This window comes from Sphingopyxis sp., from assembly GCF_050725655.1.
Lineage (GTDB): Bacteria > Pseudomonadota > Alphaproteobacteria > Sphingomonadales > Sphingomonadaceae > Sphingopyxis.
Window position 1 is genome coordinate 1 of record NZ_JBOHHT010000118.1, and the last position, 22,101, is coordinate 22,101.

Annotated in this window: 15 protein-coding genes; 9 read left to right on the forward strand and 6 right to left on the reverse strand. The window is 64.5% G+C overall.

Annotated elements, in window-relative coordinates; all coding sequences use genetic code 11:
• The coding region (locus tag ACREBX_RS18400) for an aromatic amino acid transaminase (protein ID WP_431563183.1) at positions 1-1,134 on the forward strand (1,134 nt) is incomplete at its 5' end.
• A gap of 75 nt (positions 1,135-1,209) precedes the next feature.
• Here the strand turns inward: ACREBX_RS18400 and ACREBX_RS18405 are convergent.
• Both ACREBX_RS18405 and ACREBX_RS18410 read right to left on the reverse strand, forming a co-directional pair.
• Complete coding sequence (locus ACREBX_RS18405) at positions 1,210-2,751, reverse strand: class I adenylate-forming enzyme family protein (RefSeq protein WP_431563184.1); 1,542 nt, start codon at positions 2,749-2,751, stop codon at positions 1,210-1,212.
• On the reverse strand, positions 2,748-3,758 hold the full coding sequence (locus ACREBX_RS18410; protein ID WP_431563185.1) for a zinc-binding dehydrogenase: 1,011 nt from the start codon (positions 3,756-3,758) through the stop codon (positions 2,748-2,750). Before ACREBX_RS18410 ends, ACREBX_RS18405 begins: the two co-directional genes overlap by 4 nt.
• Positions 3,759-4,094: 336 nt before the next feature.
• Here ACREBX_RS18410 and ACREBX_RS18415 point away from each other — a divergent pair, with 336 nt between their 5' ends.
• The 3 genes from ACREBX_RS18415 (at position 4,095) to ACREBX_RS18425 (ending at position 7,583) form a co-directional block, all read left to right on the forward strand.
• Positions 4,095-5,207, forward strand: coding sequence for a helix-turn-helix transcriptional regulator (locus tag ACREBX_RS18415; protein ID WP_431563186.1), 1,113 nt, complete (start codon positions 4,095-4,097; stop codon positions 5,205-5,207).
• 37 nt (positions 5,208-5,244) lie between these two features.
• Positions 5,245-6,060, forward strand: coding sequence for a VOC family protein (locus ACREBX_RS18420; RefSeq protein WP_431563187.1), 816 nt, complete (start codon positions 5,245-5,247; stop codon positions 6,058-6,060).
• Positions 6,061-6,179: 119 nt separating this feature from the next.
• Positions 6,180-7,583 (forward strand): acyl-CoA thioesterase/bile acid-CoA:amino acid N-acyltransferase family protein, encoded by a 1,404-nt coding sequence (locus ACREBX_RS18425; protein WP_431563188.1) that lies wholly within the window; start codon positions 6,180-6,182, stop codon positions 7,581-7,583.
• Positions 7,584-7,592: 9 nt separating this feature from the next.
• On the opposite strand, the gene ACREBX_RS18430 is transcribed toward ACREBX_RS18425, so the two are convergent.
• Complete coding sequence (locus ACREBX_RS18430; RefSeq protein WP_431563189.1) at positions 7,593-9,053, reverse strand: peptide MFS transporter; 1,461 nt, start codon at positions 9,051-9,053, stop codon at positions 7,593-7,595.
• 246 nt (positions 9,054-9,299) lie between these two features.
• Between ACREBX_RS18430 and ACREBX_RS18435 the strand changes: the two genes are divergently transcribed.
• Positions 9,300-11,465 (forward strand): TonB-dependent receptor, encoded by a 2,166-nt coding sequence (locus ACREBX_RS18435; protein ID WP_431563190.1) that lies wholly within the window; start codon positions 9,300-9,302, stop codon positions 11,463-11,465.
• Between the two features lie 268 nt (positions 11,466-11,733).
• On the opposite strand, the gene ACREBX_RS18440 is transcribed toward ACREBX_RS18435, so the two are convergent.
• The 3 genes from ACREBX_RS18440 to ACREBX_RS18450 are packed head-to-tail and all read right to left on the reverse strand — an operon-like array spanning position 11,734 to position 15,655.
• Positions 11,734-13,803, reverse strand: coding sequence for an amidohydrolase family protein (locus tag ACREBX_RS18440; RefSeq protein WP_431563191.1), 2,070 nt, complete (start codon positions 13,801-13,803; stop codon positions 11,734-11,736).
• 14 nt (positions 13,804-13,817) lie between these two features.
• Entirely contained in the window at positions 13,818-14,240 is a 423-nt protein-coding gene (locus tag ACREBX_RS18445; RefSeq protein ID WP_431563192.1) for a PaaI family thioesterase, read from the reverse strand.
• A 14-nt stretch (positions 14,241-14,254) separates the two neighbouring features.
• Positions 14,255-15,655, reverse strand: a complete 1,401-nt coding sequence (locus ACREBX_RS18450) for an amidohydrolase family protein (RefSeq protein ID WP_431563193.1) — start codon at positions 15,653-15,655, stop codon at positions 14,255-14,257.
• 79 nt (positions 15,656-15,734) lie between these two features.
• Here ACREBX_RS18450 and ACREBX_RS18455 point away from each other — a divergent pair, with 79 nt between their 5' ends.
• Genes ACREBX_RS18455 through ACREBX_RS18470 form a run of 4 tightly spaced genes read left to right on the forward strand, consistent with a single transcriptional unit; the run spans position 15,735 to position 21,856 of the window.
• Positions 15,735-15,914, forward strand: a complete 180-nt coding sequence (locus tag ACREBX_RS18455; RefSeq protein ID WP_431563194.1) for a hypothetical protein — start codon at positions 15,735-15,737, stop codon at positions 15,912-15,914.
• The gene (locus tag ACREBX_RS18460; protein WP_431563195.1) at positions 15,907-18,978 is read left to right on the forward strand and encodes a TonB-dependent receptor domain-containing protein; all 3,072 of its coding nucleotides are present in this window, start codon (positions 15,907-15,909) and stop codon (positions 18,976-18,978) included. Before ACREBX_RS18455 ends, ACREBX_RS18460 begins: the two co-directional genes overlap by 8 nt.
• Before the next feature lie 8 nt (positions 18,979-18,986).
• Entirely contained in the window at positions 18,987-20,492 is a 1,506-nt protein-coding gene (locus ACREBX_RS18465) for an amidohydrolase family protein (protein WP_431563196.1), read from the forward strand.
• On the forward strand, positions 20,489-21,856 hold the full coding sequence (locus tag ACREBX_RS18470; protein ID WP_431563197.1) for an amidohydrolase family protein: 1,368 nt from the start codon (positions 20,489-20,491) through the stop codon (positions 21,854-21,856). The genes ACREBX_RS18465 and ACREBX_RS18470 overlap by 4 nt, the downstream gene beginning before the upstream one ends.
• Positions 21,857-22,101 lie beyond the last annotated feature (245 nt).

Consider the following 22,101-nt stretch of genomic DNA (forward strand, 5'->3'; position numbering starts at 1 on the left):
CTCATGCGCGCCGACCCGCGGCCCGACACGATCGATCTTGGCATCGGTGTCTATCGCGACGAAGCGGGCCGCGCCCCGGTTTCGGCGAGCGTAAAGGCGGCCGAGCGATATCTGCTCGAGACACAGGCGACCAAGGCCTACGTCGGCCCCGCAGGCGATTCCGAGTTCGCGCGCCAGGTGCAAGATGTCGTGATCGGTCGGGGCGCCCCCGAGGCGGAGAGGATCGCCAGCGTGCAGGCGGCAGGCGGAACGGGGGCGCTGCGGCTCGCGATGGAACTGATCGCCCATACGAAGCCCGGCGCCCGCGTGTGGCTCGGCACCCCGAGCTGGCCCAACCATGCCCCGCTGATCGCGGCGACCGGTCTGGAATTCGGGACATACCGCTATTATGATCCAGCCACCGCGACGCTCGATTTCGCCGTGATGATGGACGTGCTGAGCAAGGCGGCGGCCGGTGACGTGGTGCTGCTTCATGGCTGCTGCCACAACCCGACCGGCGCGGAACTCGGTTTCGAACGGTGGCGCGACGTAACGGCGATGATCGAACGGCGCGGCCTCCTGCCGCTGATCGACATGGCGTATCAAGGGCTGGGCGAGGGTCTCGACCGGGATGCGGCTGGCGTCCGCTATCTGCTCGAACATGTGCCCGAGGCGCTCATCGCCGCGTCCTGCTCGAAGAGCTTCGGCCTGTACCGCGAACGGACCGGTATCCTGATCGCGCTGACCGCGAACGCCGCGGACGCCGCCACGGTCGGGTCCAACCTCCAGTCGATGGCGCGCCTTCTCTATTCGAATCCGCCCGATCACGGCGCCGCGGTCGTTCGCACGATCCTGGGCGACACGCAGCTCGAACGCGACTGGCGGGCCGGGCTGGAGGCCATGCGCGTCCGTATCCGCGCCGTCAGGACACGGCTGTCCCGCGCCGATGGCGGGTCGATCGATTTCTCGTCGATCGCCGCCCAGAACGGCTTGTTCGCGCTCCTTCCGCTCGATCCCGAGGAGGTCGACGCGCTACGCCGGGACCACGGAATTTATATGGCGCGTTCGGGCCGCATCAATGTGGCCGGGCTGAACGACGGAAATCTGGACCGGTTCGTTGCCGCGGTCGCATCGCTCCCGCGAAGACGGGGATAGGCGTCCTGAATCCGGCGGCTTGGCGCGAGGCCGCCTCGCGGGCAGCCTCACGCCAAGCCAAGAATTTGGGGATTTTTAGCCGCGCTTGAGCGCGCGAGCGGCCTTGATGGCGAGCGGCAACAGCGGCCGCTTGTCGATCTTGTGGGTTCCGGCAACCGGCAACTCGTCGACGATCAGCACGGCGCGCGGATGACTGAAGGCGGGTCCCTCGGCGAGCGCGAAATCCTTGAGCTGCGCCTCCGATAGAGCGGCATCTGGCGCCGGCACGACGAACGCGATCGGGATATGTCCCTTGATCTCGTCGGGCACCGCGACGACCGCCGCCTGCATGACATCGGGATGGCGCTCAAGCAGCTTTTCGACCTCGCCGGGATAGACATTCTCGCCGCCGCACACGAACATGTCGTCGGCACGACCGACAAAATAGAAGAACCCCTGTTCGTCGCGGCGCATGATGTCGCCGGTGATGTACCACCCGTCACGGATCCGCTCGGCGGTCGCGTCGGGCAGGTTCAGATAGCCGTCGAGCTGGGCCGGGGTGCGCAGTTCGAGGACGCCCTGCTCGTCGGTGCCTTCGGTCAAACGCAATTCGACCTCGGCAAGCGGATAGCCCAGCGCCAGCGGCGGCCGAACGAGACCCTGGGGATGCTCGCCGAAGATCGACGGCCCCGCCTCGGTCGTGCCATAGCCGTTGGTAACCAGCGCATTGGGAAAGATCGCGCGGACGCGGTCGACCAGCGCTTCGGTCAAAGGCGCCGATCCGATGGTGATCCGGGTGACCGACGACAGATCGAACACGTCGATCAAGTCGCGTTCACGCGCCGCCATCGCGAACATCGACGGGATGCCGCTGAGCCGCGTGCACCGGTGCGTCGCGATTGCCCCGAGCCACGATCGCGCCTCGAAGCGCGGCATCAGGACGATCTCGACGCCATTGATGAGCGCCACCGACATGTTGAAAAGCGCGTTCATATGATACATCGGCGCGACGATCAGCGTGCTTTCGCCGGTCGTCTTTTCGGGCAGGGCATGAATGCCGAGGGCCCAAAGCTGCCCGCTATGCGAAAGCGGCACCCCCTTCGGTCGGCCGGTCGAGCCCGACGTATAGAGGATCGTCGCGATTTCCCCGGCGATCGGCTCGGTCGGGTACATCGCCTTCCCGGTGACGAGCGCCTCGAATGTGCCGGGTCCATCGCTGTCGAGGCGGATTATCGGGAAATCGGACGGAATCACCGACCGGCCGACGGCATCGACCAACGCCAGCCTCGCGCCGCAATCGTTGAGGATGAACGCTATTGTTTCGGCGGGCAGCCGATAGTTCACCGGCACCGCGACCAGGCCCGCCTGCATGATACCGAGATAGCAGCAGAGGAACTCGCCGCTGTTTTCGGCAATGATCGCGATCGCGTCGCCCGGCGGGCAGCCACGCTCGCGCAGACCGCCGGCGATCGCGGCGGCGGCTTCGCGAATACCCGTTGCCGTCCACCGCGTGCCGCCCGCGCGCTCGTCGATCAGCGCCACTCTCTCGCCCAGCGACGGGACGATATCACCCAGATTGGCGGTCCCAAGGCGTTTGTCCCGGGCCACCGATTGAAGGTCGGATGCCAGGATCGTCACGGCCGCATTATCACTTTCCCGAAAACCTCGCGGTCTTCGAGCAGGCGCTCGGCCTCGTCGATTTCTTCGAGCGGAAACACTTTGTCGATGACCGGCTTGAGGCGCCCGCTCTCGATGAGCGCAAGAAGCGCCTCGAGGTCCGCCGGCGACCAGCCGTTCGAACCGAGCATGTGATGCTCATAGGTCCACAGGTAGCGGGCGTCGGTCATCATCTCGTAACCCGCGGTTGCGCCGCAGGTTATGATCCGGCCATGTTTCTTGACGCATTTCTGGGTTTCGACCCAGGTGTCGCCACCGGTGAAATTGATCGCAACATCGACGCCGCCATCGCCGTTCGTCCGCGGCTTGCCATAGATTTCGCGAATGCCGTCGAGAATCGCCTGCTTGCTGTAATCGATGACATGATCGGCGCCGAGCTGCCGCAGCCGCTCGATCTTCGATTGCGAACTGGCGCAGGCGACGACTTCGGCTCCGTAAAGCTTCGCCAACTGGACGCAGGCGACACCGACCCCGCCGCTTGCCCCGAGGATCAAGACTTTCTCACCCGCGGCGATCTGGCCGCGTGTGATCATCATTCGGTACGCGGTGCCGTAACCGAGTGGCAGCGAGGCCGCGTCTTCGAGGCTGACCGCATCGGGCACGCGGATCAACTGCGACGCCGGTGCGCTGACCAGTTCGGCGCGTCCGCCATGCGCGGTCTCGCCAATCATGCCGGAGCGTTTGCCGTCGCGATAAACCGGGTCGATCAGCACGCGGTCGCCGACCGACCAGCCGGTGACGGCCGAACCCGTTTCGACGATCTCGCCCGCGATGTCGGATCCGACGATAACGGGAAGTTCGAGCCGGATGCCCGGCATGCCGCGGCGGGTGAAGATGTCGTGGTAGTTGAGCGCTGTCGCCGCGACGCGGACGACAACTTCGTCTTCGGCGGGAACCGGATCGGGAAAATCCTCGACTAGCTTCAAATTGCTTCGATCCCCATGGGCCATCGTCAGGACTGCACGCAAGAAAACCTCCCCAAATATTTCGGCGCCCGCATCCGTGCTGCCGACCTCAAGTGCCGAGGGCTTACCAGCCCAGCGGCGCGCAAATCTAATGGGAGCCGACGGATTATTGTCGCGAAGGGACGCCGGACGCGGCCTGCCTCGACCATCCGGGTGGGCGCATGCGCGCCGCGGCGGATCGATCGCCGTCGGATCGCATTAATATTCTATCGCGTATCAATTGGCGCGCGCGCGGAATTCGGTCTAGCTATAAGCAGAGATTGGCGCAATTCGGTTACCCGCGCGAAGTCGGCGGATATCATTGCTCCACCCGCAGCGAGCTTTGCGAAAGGAGAGTCGATGAACGAGCTTATCGCGAGCGCGCGGCCGGCTTCGGCCGAACGGGACGGGGCCGACGACCTGGACGGCTTCATCCTTTCGGACGGAGCAATCGTCGGGATGGACCAGGACAGTTTCGATCGGGCGCTCGACGATGCGGTCGGCGCCTCGCCGACGCCCAAACACCACCGTCTCGACCTCCGTCTGCGCGCCACCGCGGGGCGTAACAGCATCGTCGGGGTAAGGCATTTCCTGACCGATGATACGGGGTCGGGCTATTGGGATTTCTTCCGGCTCAACGAACATCTCGTCGCGTCGGTCACCGACGCCACCTATAATGAAGATCATTGGGTCAATGTCGAAGGCAAACGGCACTTCAAGCTTCGGCTCATGCTTTCGGGCCGTCTCCTCGATTCGCGCGGCGAGACGCTGATCAAGGGCCCCCAGGCGCATCTCCACGTCTCTGTCGGGCGCGCCGCCGAGGGCTATTTCATTGCCGGCGGGCAGGAAACAAGGATGGTCGTCCTCCATTGCCGCGGCGATCTTTTCACAGCGATGCTCGGCCTCGACCGGGCGAGCACGCCGCCGCCCTTCGACCGGCTTTTCGACAAGACCGGCGAGGTTTTGTCGCAGGCGCTGACGCTCGGCCCCGACCTGGCGCGCGCCACCCAGCAGATTATCGATTCACGCCATGCGCTGCCGCGTCAATTGCGCGCCTCCTATGTCGAGGCGGTGTGCCTCGAGCTGCTCTGCACCCTGCTCGGGGAATTCGCCAACCGGGACCTCGTCCGCCGGTCGGCTTCGGGCCTCAACGCGCGCGATCTCAACCGCATCTACGAGGCCCGCGACTATCTGGCCGAACATTTCGTCGCGCCGCCGAAAATCCCCAATCTCGCCCGCATGGTCGGCGTGAATCAGACCAAGCTGAAGGCGGGTTTCAGGGAGGTATTCGGGGTCACAATCTATGATTTCATCATCCAGCAGCGGATGCGGCACGCCTCCCAGCTGCTGCTGACGAGCGAGTATAGCGTGTCCGAAGTGGCGTATCAGACCGGCTATGAATATCCGGCCAATTTCACCTGCGCCTTCAAGAAATATTTCGGCGCGCTGCCAAGCAACTGGAAGCGGCCGTAATCAAAGCCAATCCACCCCCATCGCGACAGGAAAATATGTGAACGGGATCGATCATCTGATGTCGGTGGTCCCGGATCTGGCCGCGGCGGCCGACGCCGCGCGGCGAATCGGCTTTACCGTGACCGACCGCGGCGTCCACAGCGGGCGCGGCACCTCGAACCATTTGATCGTCCTTCCCGACTGTTATTGGGAACTGCTCGCGGTCGACGAACCCACGCCGTTCAACGGCCGTGTTCGCGAGGCGCTGTCGCACCCTGGCCTGTTCGGCTGCGCGCTGGCCACCCGCGACATCGCACGGGATCGGGAACGGACATTGGCGGCCGGTATCCCGACCGACGCGCCGGTGGCGTTCGTCCGTCCGGTCGACATCGACGGCTCGGTGCGCGAGGCGGGGTTCCGCACCGCGCAGCTTCGCCCACACGAGCCGTTCGACGGCTATTTCTTCTTTTGCGAACATCGGACGCCCGAACTTGTCTGGCGCAGCGAGTGGATGCGTCACCCCAATGGCGCGCTCCGTATCCATGGTGTGGATGTCGCGGCCGGGGCTCCGGCAACGGCTGGCGCGCTGCTGGGCCGTCTCTTTGGCGCGCCTTTCACGGCCACGGGGGACGAGGGCCGGATCGAGCTTGGCGCAATTCGGCTCGGCATCGAGCGCGATGACGACAATTCATCCGACCGGGCGCCACGATTCACGACGCTGCGGATCGCCGTTGCCGATCTCGACCGCGCTGCGGCGATGATCGAAGCGGCAGGTTTCCGGCCCGAGCGCCGCGGCCAGACCATCGTCCTGCGGGTCGAGGCGTTTGGCGACACGATGCTTGCTTTCGAGGCCGCGCCCAAAAGCCTCGACTGATCGGCGGTGCCGCGGATTCGACTTCCAACAGCAATCCGGCGCTTTGCAATCGCCGCGCGACTTTACGGGCGGCGGCGCCAGCGCTTGTTGGTGAACCCAGTTGGTCGAAAGGATATTTTATGCACCTTCTTCGCAAGGCACGTGCCGCGGTGCTCGTCTCGGCCTTTCCCCTCGTCGCGGCCACGTCCACTCCAACGGTGAAGGTCGATCCGGGCGACGGTCTGGTCGATCATCCGTTCGCGGTGACCGTGAGCGGCGCCAAGCCCGGTGCCAATATCGTCATCGAGGCGAAGGTCGAGGACGAGCAAACGCCGCCGCAAAGCTGGACCGCGGTCGGCCAGTACCGTGCCGACAGCAAGGGCGAAATCATGACCTCGCGCGCCGCTTCGACCGGCGGCAGCTATCGGGGCGTGCTGGCCGGCGGCCTCGCCTGTTCGGCATTGCCCGTACCACATGAAGATATTCCGGCCTTTCTCGAAAAGCTCGGAAAAACACCCGGTCGCACCTCGCCGCTGCTCGGCACCCGCGACAGCTTCACCGTCGCGATCACGGCAACGGCCGACGGAAAACGCATCGGCTCATCGACCATCACCCGGCGCTATGTCGCATCGGACGTCACGACCACGCCGGTCGCCGAGGGCCGAGTGAACGGCCTCTATTTCGCTCCCGCCCGCGTTACCGGCATCCCGGTCGTCGCCCTCGGCGGGTCGGGCGGCGGCGTGCCGAGCGCGCAGGCCGGACTGCTGGCGAGCCGGGGCCATCCGGCGCTTGCGCTCGCCTATTTCAACTACAAGGATCTCAAGCCCTCGCTTGTCGAAATTCCGCTCGAAACATTCGCCGATGGGGCGCGGTGGCTTTCGGCCAAGGCTGGCGCAAAGCGGGTCGCGCTGATCGGCACGTCGCGCGGTTCGGAAGCGGTCCAGCTGACCGCGGCCTATTTTCCGGATCATGTCGCCGGGCTGGTCGGCTATGTCCCCTCGCCGCTTGTCCACGGCGGTTTCGGGCCCGACGTTCAGCCGTGGCAATCCGCGTGGACCCTCGATGGCCGCAGCATCCCCTTTCCGCGCTTCGAGGCGGCCGACGATCGCCCACCGAACGAAAGGCGCGACGCGGCGGGCGATGCGCCGCCGGGCTATGCCGGCAGCCCGCGCTTCATGACCGAGTGGAGCAACCCGATTGCCTATGACTATTATGCAACCCCGCTGGCGCGCATCGACGTCCCCATGCTCCTACTCGGCGGCGGCGAGGACACAATGTGGCCTTCGGCATTCGGTGCCACCAAGATCAAGGAGCGCATGACGACGCTCGGCAAGGGCGACCTCGTCGAACTGCACAATTATCCCGGCGCCGGACATGGCCTGTCGCGCGTCGGCATCGCCAACGCGATCTCGGGCTTTTCGGTCCATCCGGTCTCGAAGCGCTGGTCGTCCACCGGCGGCGACCCCGAAGCGAACTGCGCCGCCAGCTATGACGCGTGGCAGCGCGTGCTCGAATTTCTGGACCGCCTCGCCCCGTCAGGGTGAAGCTGCACCCTATTTGGCGTTGGCCGAAAGATCGGCGCCATGCGCCGCGGCGAAGCGGCGCAGCTTGCCGCGGAAGAGCAACGCCGCGCCCGCCGCGCCCAGCATCAGCAACGACAGCAGGACAAAATAGGTCGTGTTGCCAAGGGCGCCGGCGAACCGTCCCAGCCCGCCGGCCGCATAACCGCCGAGCCCCAGGGTGATGGCATAGAAGGCGCCCATCACCGCGGCCACGATCCGCCGCGGCGCAAGACGATAGACGATCCCATAGGTCGAGACCCACGCCGCGACTTCGCCCGCCGCGATAACCAGGATCGCGAGGGCGAGCATCAGCCACGACGGCTTTTCGACTGCCCCCGATGCCTGCCAGGCGAACAGCAGCACACCCGCGCCGCCCATCATGAGCGCAATCGCATATTTGACGATGATGTCGGGTTCGCGCCCGGCGCGCGCGAGCCGGTGCCAGATTGCGGCAAAGACCGGCGCCGCGATGATCAGGCCCAGCGCGTTGACCGACGTAAACCATTGGGTGGGAATTTCGAAGGACCCGACATGGCGGTCGACATGCTGTTCGAGGAACAGCGAGAAGGTCCCATAGACCTGAAAATGGCCGATCGCATAGATGCACAGGAGAAGCGCGAGAAGGGCGAGAATGAGCAGTCGCTGCACCACATGAACTTCAGCTTCCGCGGTTTCGGTCGACTCCGCCGCCAGGCGCTGCGGGCCGAGCATCCGGCTGGCCAGCAGCGAATAGGCGCCAAGGCCGATGCCGATGCCGACGGCCGACATCGCAAAGGCCGGATGCCAGCCAAAGCTGACGGCAACCGATCCCGCGGCGATCCCGGCGATAAAGCCGCCGATGTTGATCCCCATATAATAATAGGCATAGGCGCGGTCGCGGCGCGGATCGGTCGGCGCGAAACTGTCGCCCAATACGATCACCATCGTCGATTTGAACAGCGCATTGCCAAGCACGAGGCACAGAAGCGCGCCCCAGAAACACAAAGTGACAAGCCCGTATGCGCTCGCGAGATCGGCGTTCAGTCCGGCAGGCGTCGTCCAGCTTCCCAAAGGCACGGCCAACGCCGCGAACGCAGCGGCGGTCGACGCGCCAAAGAAGGCGGGGAGGATGCCGATCAGCGCGAGCAGCACATAACCGCTCAGCATCAACACCGCGCCGACGACGATGGCGGCGCGATGGCCGAGGATCCGGTCGGCGACATAGCCGCCGATCGCCGGCAGGGCGTACATCAGGCCGGTGTAGATGCCGAGCACGCCCAGCGCCGACGCCTGCTCCCAGCCGAAGCCGCCGGCCATGCGCGACGCGGTGAGGAACAGGGCCAGGAGCGAAAGCAGCGAATAGAAGCCGAACCGTTCGAAAAATTCGAACAGGATGACCAGTATCGCGCCTTTGGGCAGACCGCGCGCCGGTGCCGAGGCGACCGCCTGACTCTCTGCAACGTTGCTCGCCATCCTCGTCTCTCCCCAAGAATATTAGTTTTCGGCCCCAGACGACCATGAACGACGGGCGGTCGGCAAGCCCGGCGATCGCACCATGGCCGACCGCAACACTCATCCGTCCGATTGCAGTATCGGGCACTTCGATACGGCGCACCAGCGTTCGGACTGCAATCGAATTTCGTCGGACGGAAGCAGGACAGCCGTCAAGCCCGATATTAGCCTCGAAGCGGAAATGGGGAAGAAGAGGAGGGGATGAAAATGGCAAAGAAGGTTTTGGGATGCAGCGCGATGCTTCTGGCGAGTTGCATGCATGTCACGCCGGCATCGGCGCAGGCGAGCCCGAATGACGCTGCGAATGCGGCGGCCGATACCGACAGTTCGGTCGACATCGTGGTTACGGCGCAGAAGCGCGAACAACGCCTGATCGACGTCCCGCTCAGCCTGTCGGCGATCGGCGCGGACGAACTGCGCGAAGCCGGGATTACCGGCGTTCAGGACCTTGCCACATCGACGCCCGGCCTTGTCTTTTCGGAAACCATCGGTCGGCAGACCACCAACGCGATCATCCGCGGCGTTTCGCCCCAGGGTTTTTCGGATCCGACGGTGCAGGTTCTCGTCGACGGCTTCACGCTGGGCTTCAACCGGTCGGGGAACAACGCGCAAATCTTTGACCTCGAGCGCGTCGAAATCCTTCGCGGTCCGCAACCGACACTTTACGGCCGCAATGCGCTCGGCGGCATCATCAACTATGTCACGCGCAAGCCCGGCAATGATTTCGAGGGCTTCGTCCGGACCGAGGTCGGCTCCTACGGCACCTATCGCCTGGCCGGATCGGTGGGCGGCCCCATCGTCACCGACATTCTCGCGGCGCAGGTGGGTGCAAGCTACCGCAAGTCCGGCGGCTACCTCGACAATCGTTTCGACGGCAGCAAGAATATCAACGACGAGCGCGACATCGACGTGCGCGGTCATCTCCGCTTCACCCCGACCGACGCGCTCGAGATCAATCTCACGATGAACTATTCGGATACCGACGACGGCTGCGGCGATTGCGCGGTCGCTCCGATCGGGTTCGATGTGAATAATCCCCAGAGTTTTCGCGACATCGGTCTCGGCCGGATCAGCTTCAACGATTTCGACCTGACCATAAATCAGAATTTTCCAGGCTATTTCAAACGCAAAGAGACCACTGCGGTCCTGAATGCGACCTATGATTTCGGCGGCGTCACGCTCACCAGCATCACCGGCGCGGCGCGCCAGGATACGGATTTGCGCGCCGACACCAATCGCTTGCCGACACTGAGCACCAGTTCGCTCGGCAGCATGTTCTTCAACGTCAAGATCCGGAACGAGGGTTGGAGCGAAGAGTTGCGGCTCGCGTCGGACGGCGATGGCCCGCTGATCTGGCTCGTCGGCGGCTATGCGTATCAGAATCGCCGCCGGTCGGACACCCTGTCCAACGGCGTCGGCATATTCTCCAGCAATATTGTGCGCATCACCAACCTCGCGGCGTTTGCCAACCTTGAGTATAAGCTGACCGACCGTCTCTCGGTCATCGGCGGCCTGCGCTATGATTGGGAAAAGCGCAGTCTTGAGAATCCCGTGATCAACTCATTATTCGAACGCAAGGCCGGAGAATGGCTGCCGAGCGCGACACTGTCGTTCAAGCCGACCGAGGATATTCACCTCTACGCCACCTACACGCGCGGCTATCACTCCGGCGGCACCAACGACCCCGCCTTCGCGCCCGCCAACCGGATCAACTATGAATCCGAATTTCTGACCAACTATGAAGTCGGCATGAAAGGAAAGCTTGCGGGCGGGCGCATGAGCTATAGCGTCGCCGCCTTCCTGATGGACTGGACGAACCAGCAGATCACGCGGCAATCGCCGATCAACCCGGTCCGCACCTACGTCGAAAATGCCGGCAAGTCGCGCATCAAGGGGATCGAAGCATCGGTATCCGCGACGCCAACCCGTGGTTTCGATGTCAATGCGTCGATCTCGGTGCTCGATGCCCGGTTTGTCGACTATATCGACCCGATCTCGGCGTCGGTCTTTGGCATCAGTCCCGATCTTGGCGGCAACAAATTGTCCTTTGCGCCGAGCGTCACGGTCAGCGCCGGCGCGCAATATGTCTTTCCGATCGGCGTGGGCGGGTGGGACGCGCGGCTGCGCGCCGACATCAATATGGTCAGCGACCGCTCATTCAACGTCACCAACCTGTTGATTGCCGACGGCTATTCGGTGGTGAACCTCTATGCCGGGGTACAGAATGAACAATTCCAGATCGGGCTGTTCGCCGACAATGCCTCCGACGAACGCTATCTGACCGGCGGCTCGATCTCGGCATCGACCTTCCCGCCGCTGCTGACCGTCGGCAAGCCCCGCATGTATGGCATCAGGGCAGAGATGCGCTTCTGACGGGCAGCATCGCGACAAATAACAGCAGCGCGTGGCGGCGGTGGTTTCGGCGGGATTTTGATCCCGCCAAACCGCCGCCGCTTCGCGTTGGGGGCAATCCGCTTCCGGCTGGAGTCTGGGCCGCCCTCCCCGGCGCCCTCCCCGGCGCCCTCGTCGGTCGATCGGCGCAGGGATTACAGATTCAGCGCCGCAGGAAATGCAACAGCGGCCCCGTCCGGGTGGGACGGAGCCGCTGGCTCAAAGACGATCATGTCGCGCGCGGCGGCGGTCAGTCGGTCCGCCGCTGGACCAGAAGACCACCGGACTCCTCGACCCGCACCGGAAGCCCTCCTGCCAGGTCGACCCACATCGTCATCGCTGGCAATGGACCCGCGCTGCCGATCCGAATGTCGAACCCGCTGGCACCGTCCGCGGTCTCGGCCCGTCGCGTGACCGACCAGTTCCGGCGCTCAAGGCGCAATCCGCCGCGGGGTGATGCCATCGTCCATATCGGAAGCGATCGTGTTTCGCCCACCTGAATCGCGCGCAACGCGACCGCCAACAGCGCGCCGTCGGCGATCGTGTCGGTCAGGACGACTTCACCGGCTGCGGGCGTGATGACCTGATCGTCCTTGCCCGCCACCGCGAGCCGATAGGTTGCGCCATCGCGCATCAGGCTGGCGTTCCTGCCAAAGCGCGAATGATCGTCGAGGACATATCGCGTCAGCGCCCCGGCCGAATCCAGTTCGAGGCGATAGTCGCGAAGACCCGCGGCCCTTCCCGTCGTTTGGGTCTGCGCGATGATGAGGCGTCCGTCGCCAGCCGCGGCGAATGCCAGCCGGTCGGCTGTGATCGGCTTGCCGGCGAATTCGGTGACGAACTGCAGCCGCGCTGCGGCCGGGCTTTCGGCCAGCCCGGCAAGCGGCGACGCGGCCGCGAACCAATCGGGCGCCTTTCGGTAGCCGGCGGCGACCTCCTCGAGCTTGGCGTGCAATTCGGCCTCGGGCAGCCAGCGACCGCGGAGCATCACGCCCGCGCGGCGTTTGAGGTTGTCGAGATTGTCGAGCGGATTGGCCTCGAGCAGCAACAGGTCCGCCCGCGCACCCGCGGCGACGACGCCGAATTCATCGGGCGTCCCAAGAAAGGTGGATGCGTTCGCCGTCGCGGCTTTCAGCACTTCAAAGCGCGTGAAACCCGCTTCTTCGAGAAGCGCCATTTCGTCGTGGACCGCGAAACCGGCGATGATCTGCGGATTGGGCGTGTCGGTTCCCACCAGGATCGGCGCGCCCGCCCGGCGCAACGCCGCAATGCGTTCGCGCGGTCCCTTTTCGGCGAAGACCTTGAGCATTTCCTGCTCGGCGTCGGTGCGGCTCGACCGATTCCATCCCATCTGCATGAAGGGCGAGACGTAGCGCAGTTCGTCGCGCGTCATCGCCGCCCCGATTTCGCGGCGAGTCAGGGCGCCGTTTTTCAGGACGATCAGGGTCGGAACATTCCAGACACCCATCTCACGCGTGAGATCGGCCGCGGCGGCGAGCTTTTGCTGATCGAACACTTTGTCATAGGCGAGCTCGCCGGATGCCAGGCTTTTCGCCAGCGCGATGCCCGCTTCGGACCGGCTGTTGTCGCCGATCGTGCGGTCCTCGGCGAGCGATGCCTCGAGGTAGCCGGTCATATGCTCGATCGTGCGCATGCCCGAACGCAGCGCGTGATCGAGCGGCACCGAACGCGGGACATGGCCGGCAAACGGAATTCCCTCGCGCTTCGCCGCTGCCGCTATCGCATCGAACACATCGGGTTTGAGATTGCTGTAGACCTTGATGAAATCGAAGCCCGCGGCCTTTTGCTTGGCGACCAGCGCCTCGCCCGCAACCGGTGTGAGCGCCTGTGCGCTCCCCGCCCATATCCGGGGTTCGCCATCGATCAGCTGACCCGCGGTAAGGATCGTCGGCCCCGCCAGTTCGCCCGCCGCGATGCGTCGGCGCATCGTGAGCGTGGTGTCCTCTCCCCACATGTTGCGCACGAAGGTGACGCCATTGCCAAGATAGAGCGGCAGCTCGCGCTCGTCCCACAAATGCACATGCATGTCGGCGAGGCCGGGCATCAAATAGCGCCCCTTGCCATCGATCACCTCGAGATCGCGGCCGACCTTGACGGACCGCGCGGGCCCGACTTTGACGATCCGATCGCCCCGGACGATCACGGTTTGATTGGCGAGGACACCCCCGGTCCGCATCGGAAGCACCGAGACGTTCACGATGGCGTAGCCGCCCCCGTCCTTCGCCGGTTCCCGCGCGTGCGTGGTCGCCGACGATGCGAGACACGCCAGACCGGCGAACAGGCCCAGCAGGCGCTGCAAGATGCCCCGCGCTATCATCCGGCCTGCGTTCCATAGCAGCCGCGGCCAATTGCGACGAGCCGGCCCGCGTCGTCCTCGACGTCGATGTCGACGACGCCGACGGTGCGACCGGCGCGCCGGACCGTTGCCGTTGCGACGAGCGCGGCGCCCGACGCCGGACGAAGATAGTCGACCCGGAAGTTGATCGTCGGTACGCCATGGCCGAGGATCGCGATCAAGGCATAATCGCCGGCTATATCGATCAGCGAGGCGATCGCGCCGCCATGATATTGGCCGGTTCCCGCTTGGCGCTCGACCGCCGACGTGAAGTCGAGCCGGAGCGCGAGCGTCTGCGCCGCGGTATCGACGCTCGCGATCGTCATCTGGAACAGCTGGTGGAACGGTGAATCTTCGAGCTGCGCCTGCAGCCGCGAAGCGTGCGAATCTGTATCGGTCATCAAGGCTTCCTTTGTCATTGGGCGCCCGCCTTCTTGGCGATTTTGGCGCGTATCTCGGCGAGCATCGCGTCGAGATCGGTACGGCCGAGCCATTCGCCGCGGGTCACGACCGCGGCGATGCGCTGGGTGTTGTGGATATCCTGAAGCGGATCGGCGTCGAGAATGAGCAGGTCCCCCTGATAGCCTGGCGCGACCTTGCCCGCCCGGTCGGCGATGCCTGCGAACTGCGCCGCGTTGATCGTCGCCGTCATCAGCGCGTCGCGCGGCGTCAGCCCCGCTGCGACGAGTTGCTCGAGCTCATAGTGAAGCGTGAAGCCCCACGGGCCCAGATCGGTGCCCGCCAGGATGGGAACGCCGGCCCGGTGCAGCGCTACGAGCACCGCGTCCTGTTTCGCATGGCCTTGCGATGCCGCTTCCCAATCCGCGGCGCTGAAATTGCTGAGCCATTTGATGCGCGACCGGTCCTTGAGGCTCGCGCGGTCGCTCGGATCGAGATAGGCTGCGGCGGGCTGGGCAAGATAGTTTTCGACCACGCGCACCGGAGCGGTGTAAATCCGGGTCGACAGCGTCGGGGTTTCATAGACGCCGGCGGCGCGGCTCGCGTCGACCAGCGGCGCCAGTTTCGCAAGATCGGCATAGGCCCAAGCGAGCGTGCGCGACCGATAGTCCTTGCCGGGCTGGATCCGCGCGTCGGCCGGGACCAGCGGGATGTTGTAGCCGCGCAGATGCTCGATCGATTTCTGCCGCGCGGCGAGCGCGCCATCGAGGCCGACCTCGAAGGGAATATGCCCGACCACGGGCATGCCCAGGCGCCCGCCTTCCTCGACAAGACCGGCATAAGCGTCGGCCGGAAGATTGTTATAGACCTTCAGATAGTCATAGCCCGCCGCTTTTTGCGCGCGAACTTCGGCGATCGCCTGCGCGCGCGTGTCGAGCAGCCGCCGACCTTCGGTGGCAATCACCGACGCCATCTCGGGTGGCGGACGACCCTCGATGATCGGACCCGAGATGAACAGCCGCGGGCCGCGGCGCTCGCCGAGCTCGATCTGCGCGCGCCAGGCGAGATGTTCGGGCTTGCCCCACATGATGCGACCGCCGGTCACGCCGTTCGCGATCATCTGCAACAGATCGCTTTCGCTGTCGGGGTGCAAATGCATGTCCCAAAGCCCGGGCAACACATATTTGCCCGCCAGATCGATCACCCGCGCCTTTTCGGTGGCGGGGCCGCCCGCGGCACCGACCGCCTCGATCCAGCCGTTGTCGAGGCGAATCGTCTGCCCGGATCGGGTCGTTCCCGCTTCGACATCGACGACCGTCGCATTTTTCAGGATCAGCACCTCGGCGCGCGCAGGCGCTAAGGCGGTGCTCCCAAAAGCGATCATCGTCAGCAGGCACGTCGTGATCTTGCGCATCATTTCTTCCTCCCGTTGCGGGCTCACTCGATCAGTTGATCGATGCTTCCAGCGAGTGCGCGCAAGCGCCAAGCGGCTGGCCATGGACAATCATTCGGCCAATTCGGCGCGCCGTCCACTGGCATGCATCGAGAACGTCGCATCGAATTGGTTTTCGGACGGCTGCAAAAATTTCGGCGCGCCACAACGCGATATGTCGGGTGAAAATCGCGGGCACGAAGATGCGCACTCCAAACAGGTGAGGACCAACGAAAATGATTAGCCGTACACTGGCCTATGCAATATCCGCGTCCCTGTTGGCGCTGGCGGCGTCCGACGCGCTCGCTCAGGAGGCGCCGCCGACCACGACACCGCAGCTCGAAAGCAACGAGAGCGACGGAGAAACGATCGTCGTCACCGGCTCACGCATCAAACGCGCCGGCTTCGACACGTTGGAGCCGGCGACCGTCATCGATGCCGAATATATCGAGAATCGCGGCCTCACCAACGTTGCCGATGCCCTCAACGAGCTTCCCGGCTTCGGAACGCCGGCCAGCCCGGCCGGCGCCCAGAATGCCTTCGGCGCGGGTGCCAATTTCGTCAATCTCTATGGATTGGGAACGCAGCGGACGCTGACCCTGCTCAATGGCCGCCGCGTCGTGTCAGCCAATGCGGCGAGCAGTTTCAGCGGCGGAAATCCAGGTGTCCAGGTCGATCTCAACATCATCACGACGCAGCTGGTCAACCGGGTCGAGAGCATTTCGGTCGGCGGCGCGCCGACGTATGGCTCAGATGCGATAGCGGGCACCACCAACGTCATTTTCAAGCGCGATTTCGAGGGACTCGAGGTGCAGCTCACCAACGGTATAACCGATCGCGGCGACGGCCGACGCTACAACGTCTCCGCCGCATTCGGGCACAATTTCGCCGGCGGCCGCGGCAACATCACGCTGAGCGGTTCGATCGACCGTCAGGACGGCGTGTTCGCGATCGACCGCCCCTTCTTCCGCGAAGCCTTTGCCTTCGCCGCCAATCCGACCGAAGCGCAGGCCGCAACCATCCCCGGACGAACGCCGGCGAATGACGGCCGCGTCGATCCGAATATCCCGTTCCAGTTGACGGCTGCCGCCACGCCCGACGGCATCCCGAACAACGTGCTGCTCCGTAACTCGCGCGTGGCGCTGAGCAACGACAATGGCGTGCTCTTCCCGTCGACCGGCGCCACTACGATGTCGGGTTCGCGGCTTCGCGGCTTCGGGCCCAGCCTGACGAACTATCTGCAATTCGCACCGGGGGGCAACATTGTTACCTACGATCCCGGCATTCCGTTCGGCAGCACCTTCAGCGGCGGGCAAGGCAATTTTCCGGCTGAAAATCAGCAAATCACTTCCGATCTCGACCGCCGGGCTTTCACAGCGCTGGCGCGCTATTCGATCACCGACGACGTCGATGTCTTCTTCGAAGGCATTTATTATTCGGCTGAGGCGCGGGAGCTGGGCGACTCCGGCAATGTGAACGGCGGCTTCCTGACGACCGGGGAGAGCGGTATGCTCACCATCCGCAACGACTATCCGTTGCTCAGCCAACAGGCGCGAAACACGCTTGCCGCCAACGGCATCACCTCGTTCCGCCTGTCGCGCAACCTCGACGATCTGTTCCGTCAGGCGACCTCGTCGGAAAGCGAGATGATCCGCGGCGTCGCCGGTCTGGAAGGCGAGTTCGAGCTGGGCGGACGCAACTTCAATTGGGAGGCGACCGCCAATTTCGGCCGCTACTCGTCCACTTACTTCCAGACTCAGCTCAACCAGCAGAAATTCGTCAACGCGGTCAATGTGGTCAGGAACACCGCCGGGCAGGTCGTCTGCAGCCCGACCGAGGTTCCGACACTGATCTACGGCACTGGGACCACCGCTGCGACCGACTTCCTGCCGGTCGCCGATCCCAATTGCGTGCCGCTCAACCTGTTCGGCGAAGGCTCGGCATCGCCCGAGGCGATCGATTATGTCACCGATGACACCACCGCCAGGTCGAGGCAGGAGCAGCAGGTCTATAACATCAACCTTGGCGGCAGCCTGTTCGACGTCTGGGGCGGACCGGTGGCGTTCAACATCGGCTATGAACATCGCCGGGAGAGTGCCTCGTTCACCCCCGACGATTTCCAGCTGCTCGGCCTCGGCCGCTCGGTGGCGGTGCCGCCGACGTCGGGTTCGTTCAACACCGACGAATTGTTCGGCGAAGTGCTGATCCCGCTGATCGGTGCCGATAACGGCGTCCCGCTGGTTCACGGGTTCGATCTCACCGGCAAGGTCCGTTACGTCGACAATACCGTCAACGGCGGCTTTTTCGCCTATACGGCCGGCGCGCAATGGCGGCCGGTCCGCGGGCTCGAAATCCGCGGCAACTATACCCGTTCGCTGCGTGCGCCGGCGATCACCGAGCTGTTTCTGCCGCTCTCGGAGCGCTTCGTTACGATCACCGATCCATGCGCCAGCTCGCAACTTGTCAATGGCACCAATCCCGCTGCACGTCAGCGGAACTGCGCGGCTCTCCATGCTCAATCGGCGATTCCGCTCCCCTTCTCGCCGACCAGCAGCGGCATCCGCGGCACCCAGCAGGGCGACCCGGCTCTGGAGAACGAAACGTCGCGCGCCTACAGCATCGGCGCAGTGTTTCAGCCTATCCGGAACCTCACCTTGTCGGTCGACTATATCAATATCAAAATCAAAAACGTCATCGCGCGATTGACCGAGAATCAGATCGCCACCTCCTGTTATGACGACCCCGACTTCGATGTCAGCAACGCTGCGCAAGGCAATGTCTATTGCCAGCTCATCACGCGCGCCGCATCGGGCCAGATCACCAATGTCGATTCGCGCTATGTCAACGGCGAGTTCCTGAACTACAGCGGCATAACCGCCAACCTGTTGTACCAGCTTAGCCTGGGAAATTACGGCAATCTGCGGCTGGGCGCGACATTATACAGCCCGCAACAGTACGAGACCACCAACACCGGCATCACCATCGAGGACTCGATCGGCGAGATCGGCTTTTCGAAAACGCAGGTCCTCGGCAATATTGGCTGGGACATCGGCCCGGTAAGCCTGACCTGGCAAACGCGCTACACCGGCAGCGTTCGCTACAACAACACTTTCACCGCCGAAAGCCAGGACCGGCTGACAGTTCCCGAATATTGGCTGCACAACGCCGGGGTCCAGTTCCGGGTGTCGAAAGACATGGAGCTGCGGTTCGCCGTCACCAACATCTTCGACAAACAGCCGGCGCCGCAATCCTTCGGCTACGACGTGTTCGGTCGCCGCTATTCGATCACCGCCAAGGCAAAATTCTGAGCGCGTCGATGCTATCGTCGCCGCCAAGCGCGCGGTTCCGGTGGGATACCGCCGGGGCCGCGCCCATCGCCCATGTTAGCGCGCTTGCCCGAACCGCCCGGCGCGCGCTGCGCAGCGCGCTGCTGTTATCGGCCGTCGCGCTTGCCGCATCGGCGGGGGCGGCGGCGGGGCGCGAGCCGGGCGCCGCGCTCGTTTTGCGGAACGTCACGTTGATCGATGCAACCGGACGGTCGCCCCGCCCCGGAACCACGGTCGTCGTCACTGCGGGGCGAATCTCCGCCATCGGAAGCCGCGAAGCCATCGCCATTCCCGAACATGCCGAGTTGGTCGACGGGTCGGGCAAGTTCCTGATCCCCGGCCTTTGGGACATGCACACCCATTGGAGCCGCACCGAATTTCTTCCGCTCTACATCGCCAATGGCGTGACCGGAATCCGGTTGCTGCGCGGGCTTCCGGTCCATCAGCAATGGCGAAATGCGGTCGCAAAAAACGAGCTGCTCGCGCCGCATCTTGTCATCGCGAGTCCGCTCGTCGACGGGCCCAACCCGGTTCATCGCGACTCGATCACGGCGGGCGACGCAGACGAAGGGCGCACTGCGGTCGCTAAGGCCGTCGGCGGCGGCGCCGACTTCATCAAGGTCTACAGCCTGCTGCCCCGCGACGCCTATTTCGGTATCATCGACGAAGCCAAGCGGCGCAATATCCCGGTCGCCGGGCATGTTCCGCGCGCGATCACGACACGCGAAGCTTCAGACGCCGGACAGAAGAGCATCGAGCATCTGAGCGGGATCGCCTTCGCCTGCTCGCGCCTTCAGGCGGAGCTTCCCGCGGACATTGCAAAACTCGAGGCCGAAGCCGCTGCGGGGGCGAGTTATCTCACCCTGCTGCGCCGGCTCGAAGGCAAGCATCTCGATGCCTATGACGCGCGCCGATGCACCGCACTGTTCGCGCGCTTCCGGCGGAACGGAACCTGGCACGTCCCTACGCTGCTGGTGAACCGCGCGGCGGGGCTGCAATCGGCGCCGGACTTTGCCGATCCGCGCCGCGCCTATCTACCCGCAGCGGCGCGGTCGACCAATCCGCTCGACCACCCCGTCTACAAGCATTTCAGCGCGGCAGATTATATGCGCCTGTCAAAGAACCAGGCCCAGGAAATGCGGATAGTCGGCGCGATGCAGCGCGCCGGCGTCGGCATCCTCGCGGGCACCGACATGCTGCCGATCGGCTTTGGCCTTCACGACGAACTCGCCCTGCTCGTCGAATCCGGCCTCACGCCGATGGAGGCGCTTCAGGCGGCGACGCGCAATCCGGCGGCGTATCTCGGACAGCTGGACCGGTTCGGCACGATCGAGGTGGGCAAGCAGGCCGATCTCATCCTCCTCGACGCCGATCCGCTCGGCGACATACGCAACACGCGAAAAATCAGCGCGGTGGTGCTGGGAGGACGGCTTTTCACGCGGACCGAACTCGACCGGATGCTTGCCGATGTAAAAATCGCGGCCGACCGGCCGTGACCGGCAGGCGGCCGTTCGCCGATCTCCCGTCGCGGCGGGGGATGGTGATCGTCCTCGTCTCCAGCTTCGCCGCGGCCTGCGCCCCGGTGCTCTCGCCCACCCCGCGGGTAAACGCTCCCCGCGCAAAAAACTGCGCATTCAAGGGCGGCCGCTGGTTCGACGGTTCAGGGTATCGGCCACGACAATATTACGCGGTCGACGGGATGTTCACCACCCGCGAACCGCGCCAGATCGATGAGGTCATCGACCTCGGCGACAATTATGTCATCCCGCCCTTCGCCGACGCGCATACGCATCATTTCGACAATCCGGCGAACATCGACAAGCATATCGCCATGTATCTGAAAGACGGCGTCTTCTACGCGAAAGTCCAGACCGATGTGCGCAGCCGCGCACGGCGTGTCGCCGCGAAGGTCAACATACCGGGCAGTGTCGACATATCCTATGCGCATGGCGGCCTCTCGGCCACCAACGGCCATCCGCTGGCGACCTATGAGGGCCTCGCCCTGCTTGGCCGGCCCGGCCCCCGCCCAGGCGATGTACAGCGCGTTCGCGACAGCCGGCTGGTCGACAATGACGCCTATTATATCATCGACACCGCGGCCGACCTCGACGCCAAATGGTCCGCGATTCTGGCCGGCAAGCCCGATTTCATCAAGCTCTACCTCATCCACAGCGAAGAATATGACGAGCGGAAGCGCCGGACCGACAGCGTCGGCGACCGCGGACTCGACCCCGCGCTGGTCCCGTCGATCGTGAGGCGGGCGCACCGTGCCGGGCTGCGCGTCAGCGCGCATGTGACCACCGCCGCGGATTACCGCGTCGCACTTGCGGCCGGCGTCGACGAGATGGCGCATCTGCCGGGCTCGAGCATCCCCGAAAACGCCGATCCGGCCGAATATGAACTCAGCGACGAGGATGCGAAGCGGACCGCCGAGCGCGGCATATGGGTGATACCGGCCCCCGCCTATTATCCCATGTTCGACCCGCAGAACCCGGCCTATGACGCTGCGGCAAAGGCGCGGACCGAAAACATCCGCATCCGCAACCTCCAGCGCCTCCGCCGCCATCATGTCCGCATCGCGTTCGGTTCGGACAGCTTCGGCCGATCGCCGGTGAAGGACGTGCTCTACCTGAATACCCTCGGCGTCTTCAGCAATCTCGAGATGCTCAAAATCTGGTGCGAGGACACCCCGCGAACGATCTTCCCACAGCGACGGATCGGCCGGCTCGAAGCGGGCTATGAAGCGAGTTTCCTGGCGTTGACGGGCGATCCTCTTGCCGATTTGAGTCAAGTCCGGAGCATCCGCCTGCGCTACAAGCAAGGCGATCTGCTATTGCCGGGCCTGTTCCCGCCAACGTGAGCAGACGGTCAGCGCGTCCACGCGGCAAGAAAGCGGGAACTGTCCGGTGCTTCAATTGCCTTTGCGTCGGCCGCCCAGAGACATTCCCCGACGTCGGCTCGTAAACCGTTCGCGGCGATTGCGCCGCTTACCGGAACCAGCAGCAGCGGCGTCGCTGTCGCAAGCGGGCCAAGGTCGCTCCCGGTGACGTGCGCGACCGAAAAAGTTTCGCCAATCCGCTGACCGATGGGCGTCGCGAATGGAGG

Coding starts and splice junctions, on each gene's coding strand:
- ACREBX_RS18435 (WP_431563190.1), top strand. CDS start 9,300: ATGGCAAAGAAGGTTTTGGGATGCAGCGCGATGCTTCTGGCGAGTTGC.
- ACREBX_RS18450 (WP_431563193.1), bottom strand. CDS start 15,655: ATGATGCGCAAGATCACGACGTGCCTGCTGACGATGATCGCTTTTGGG.
- ACREBX_RS18445 (WP_431563192.1), bottom strand. CDS start 14,240: ATGACCGATACAGATTCGCACGCTTCGCGGCTGCAGGCGCAGCTCGAA.
- ACREBX_RS18415 (WP_431563186.1), top strand. CDS start 4,095: ATGAACGAGCTTATCGCGAGCGCGCGGCCGGCTTCGGCCGAACGGGAC.
- ACREBX_RS18460 (WP_431563195.1), top strand. CDS start 15,907: ATGATTAGCCGTACACTGGCCTATGCAATATCCGCGTCCCTGTTGGCG.
- ACREBX_RS18430 (WP_431563189.1), bottom strand. CDS start 9,053: ATGGCGAGCAACGTTGCAGAGAGTCAGGCGGTCGCCTCGGCACCGGCG.
- ACREBX_RS18465 (WP_431563196.1), top strand. CDS start 18,987: ATGCTATCGTCGCCGCCAAGCGCGCGGTTCCGGTGGGATACCGCCGGG.
- ACREBX_RS18425 (WP_431563188.1), top strand. CDS start 6,180: ATGCACCTTCTTCGCAAGGCACGTGCCGCGGTGCTCGTCTCGGCCTTT.
- ACREBX_RS18455 (WP_431563194.1), top strand. CDS start 15,735: ATGGACAATCATTCGGCCAATTCGGCGCGCCGTCCACTGGCATGCATC.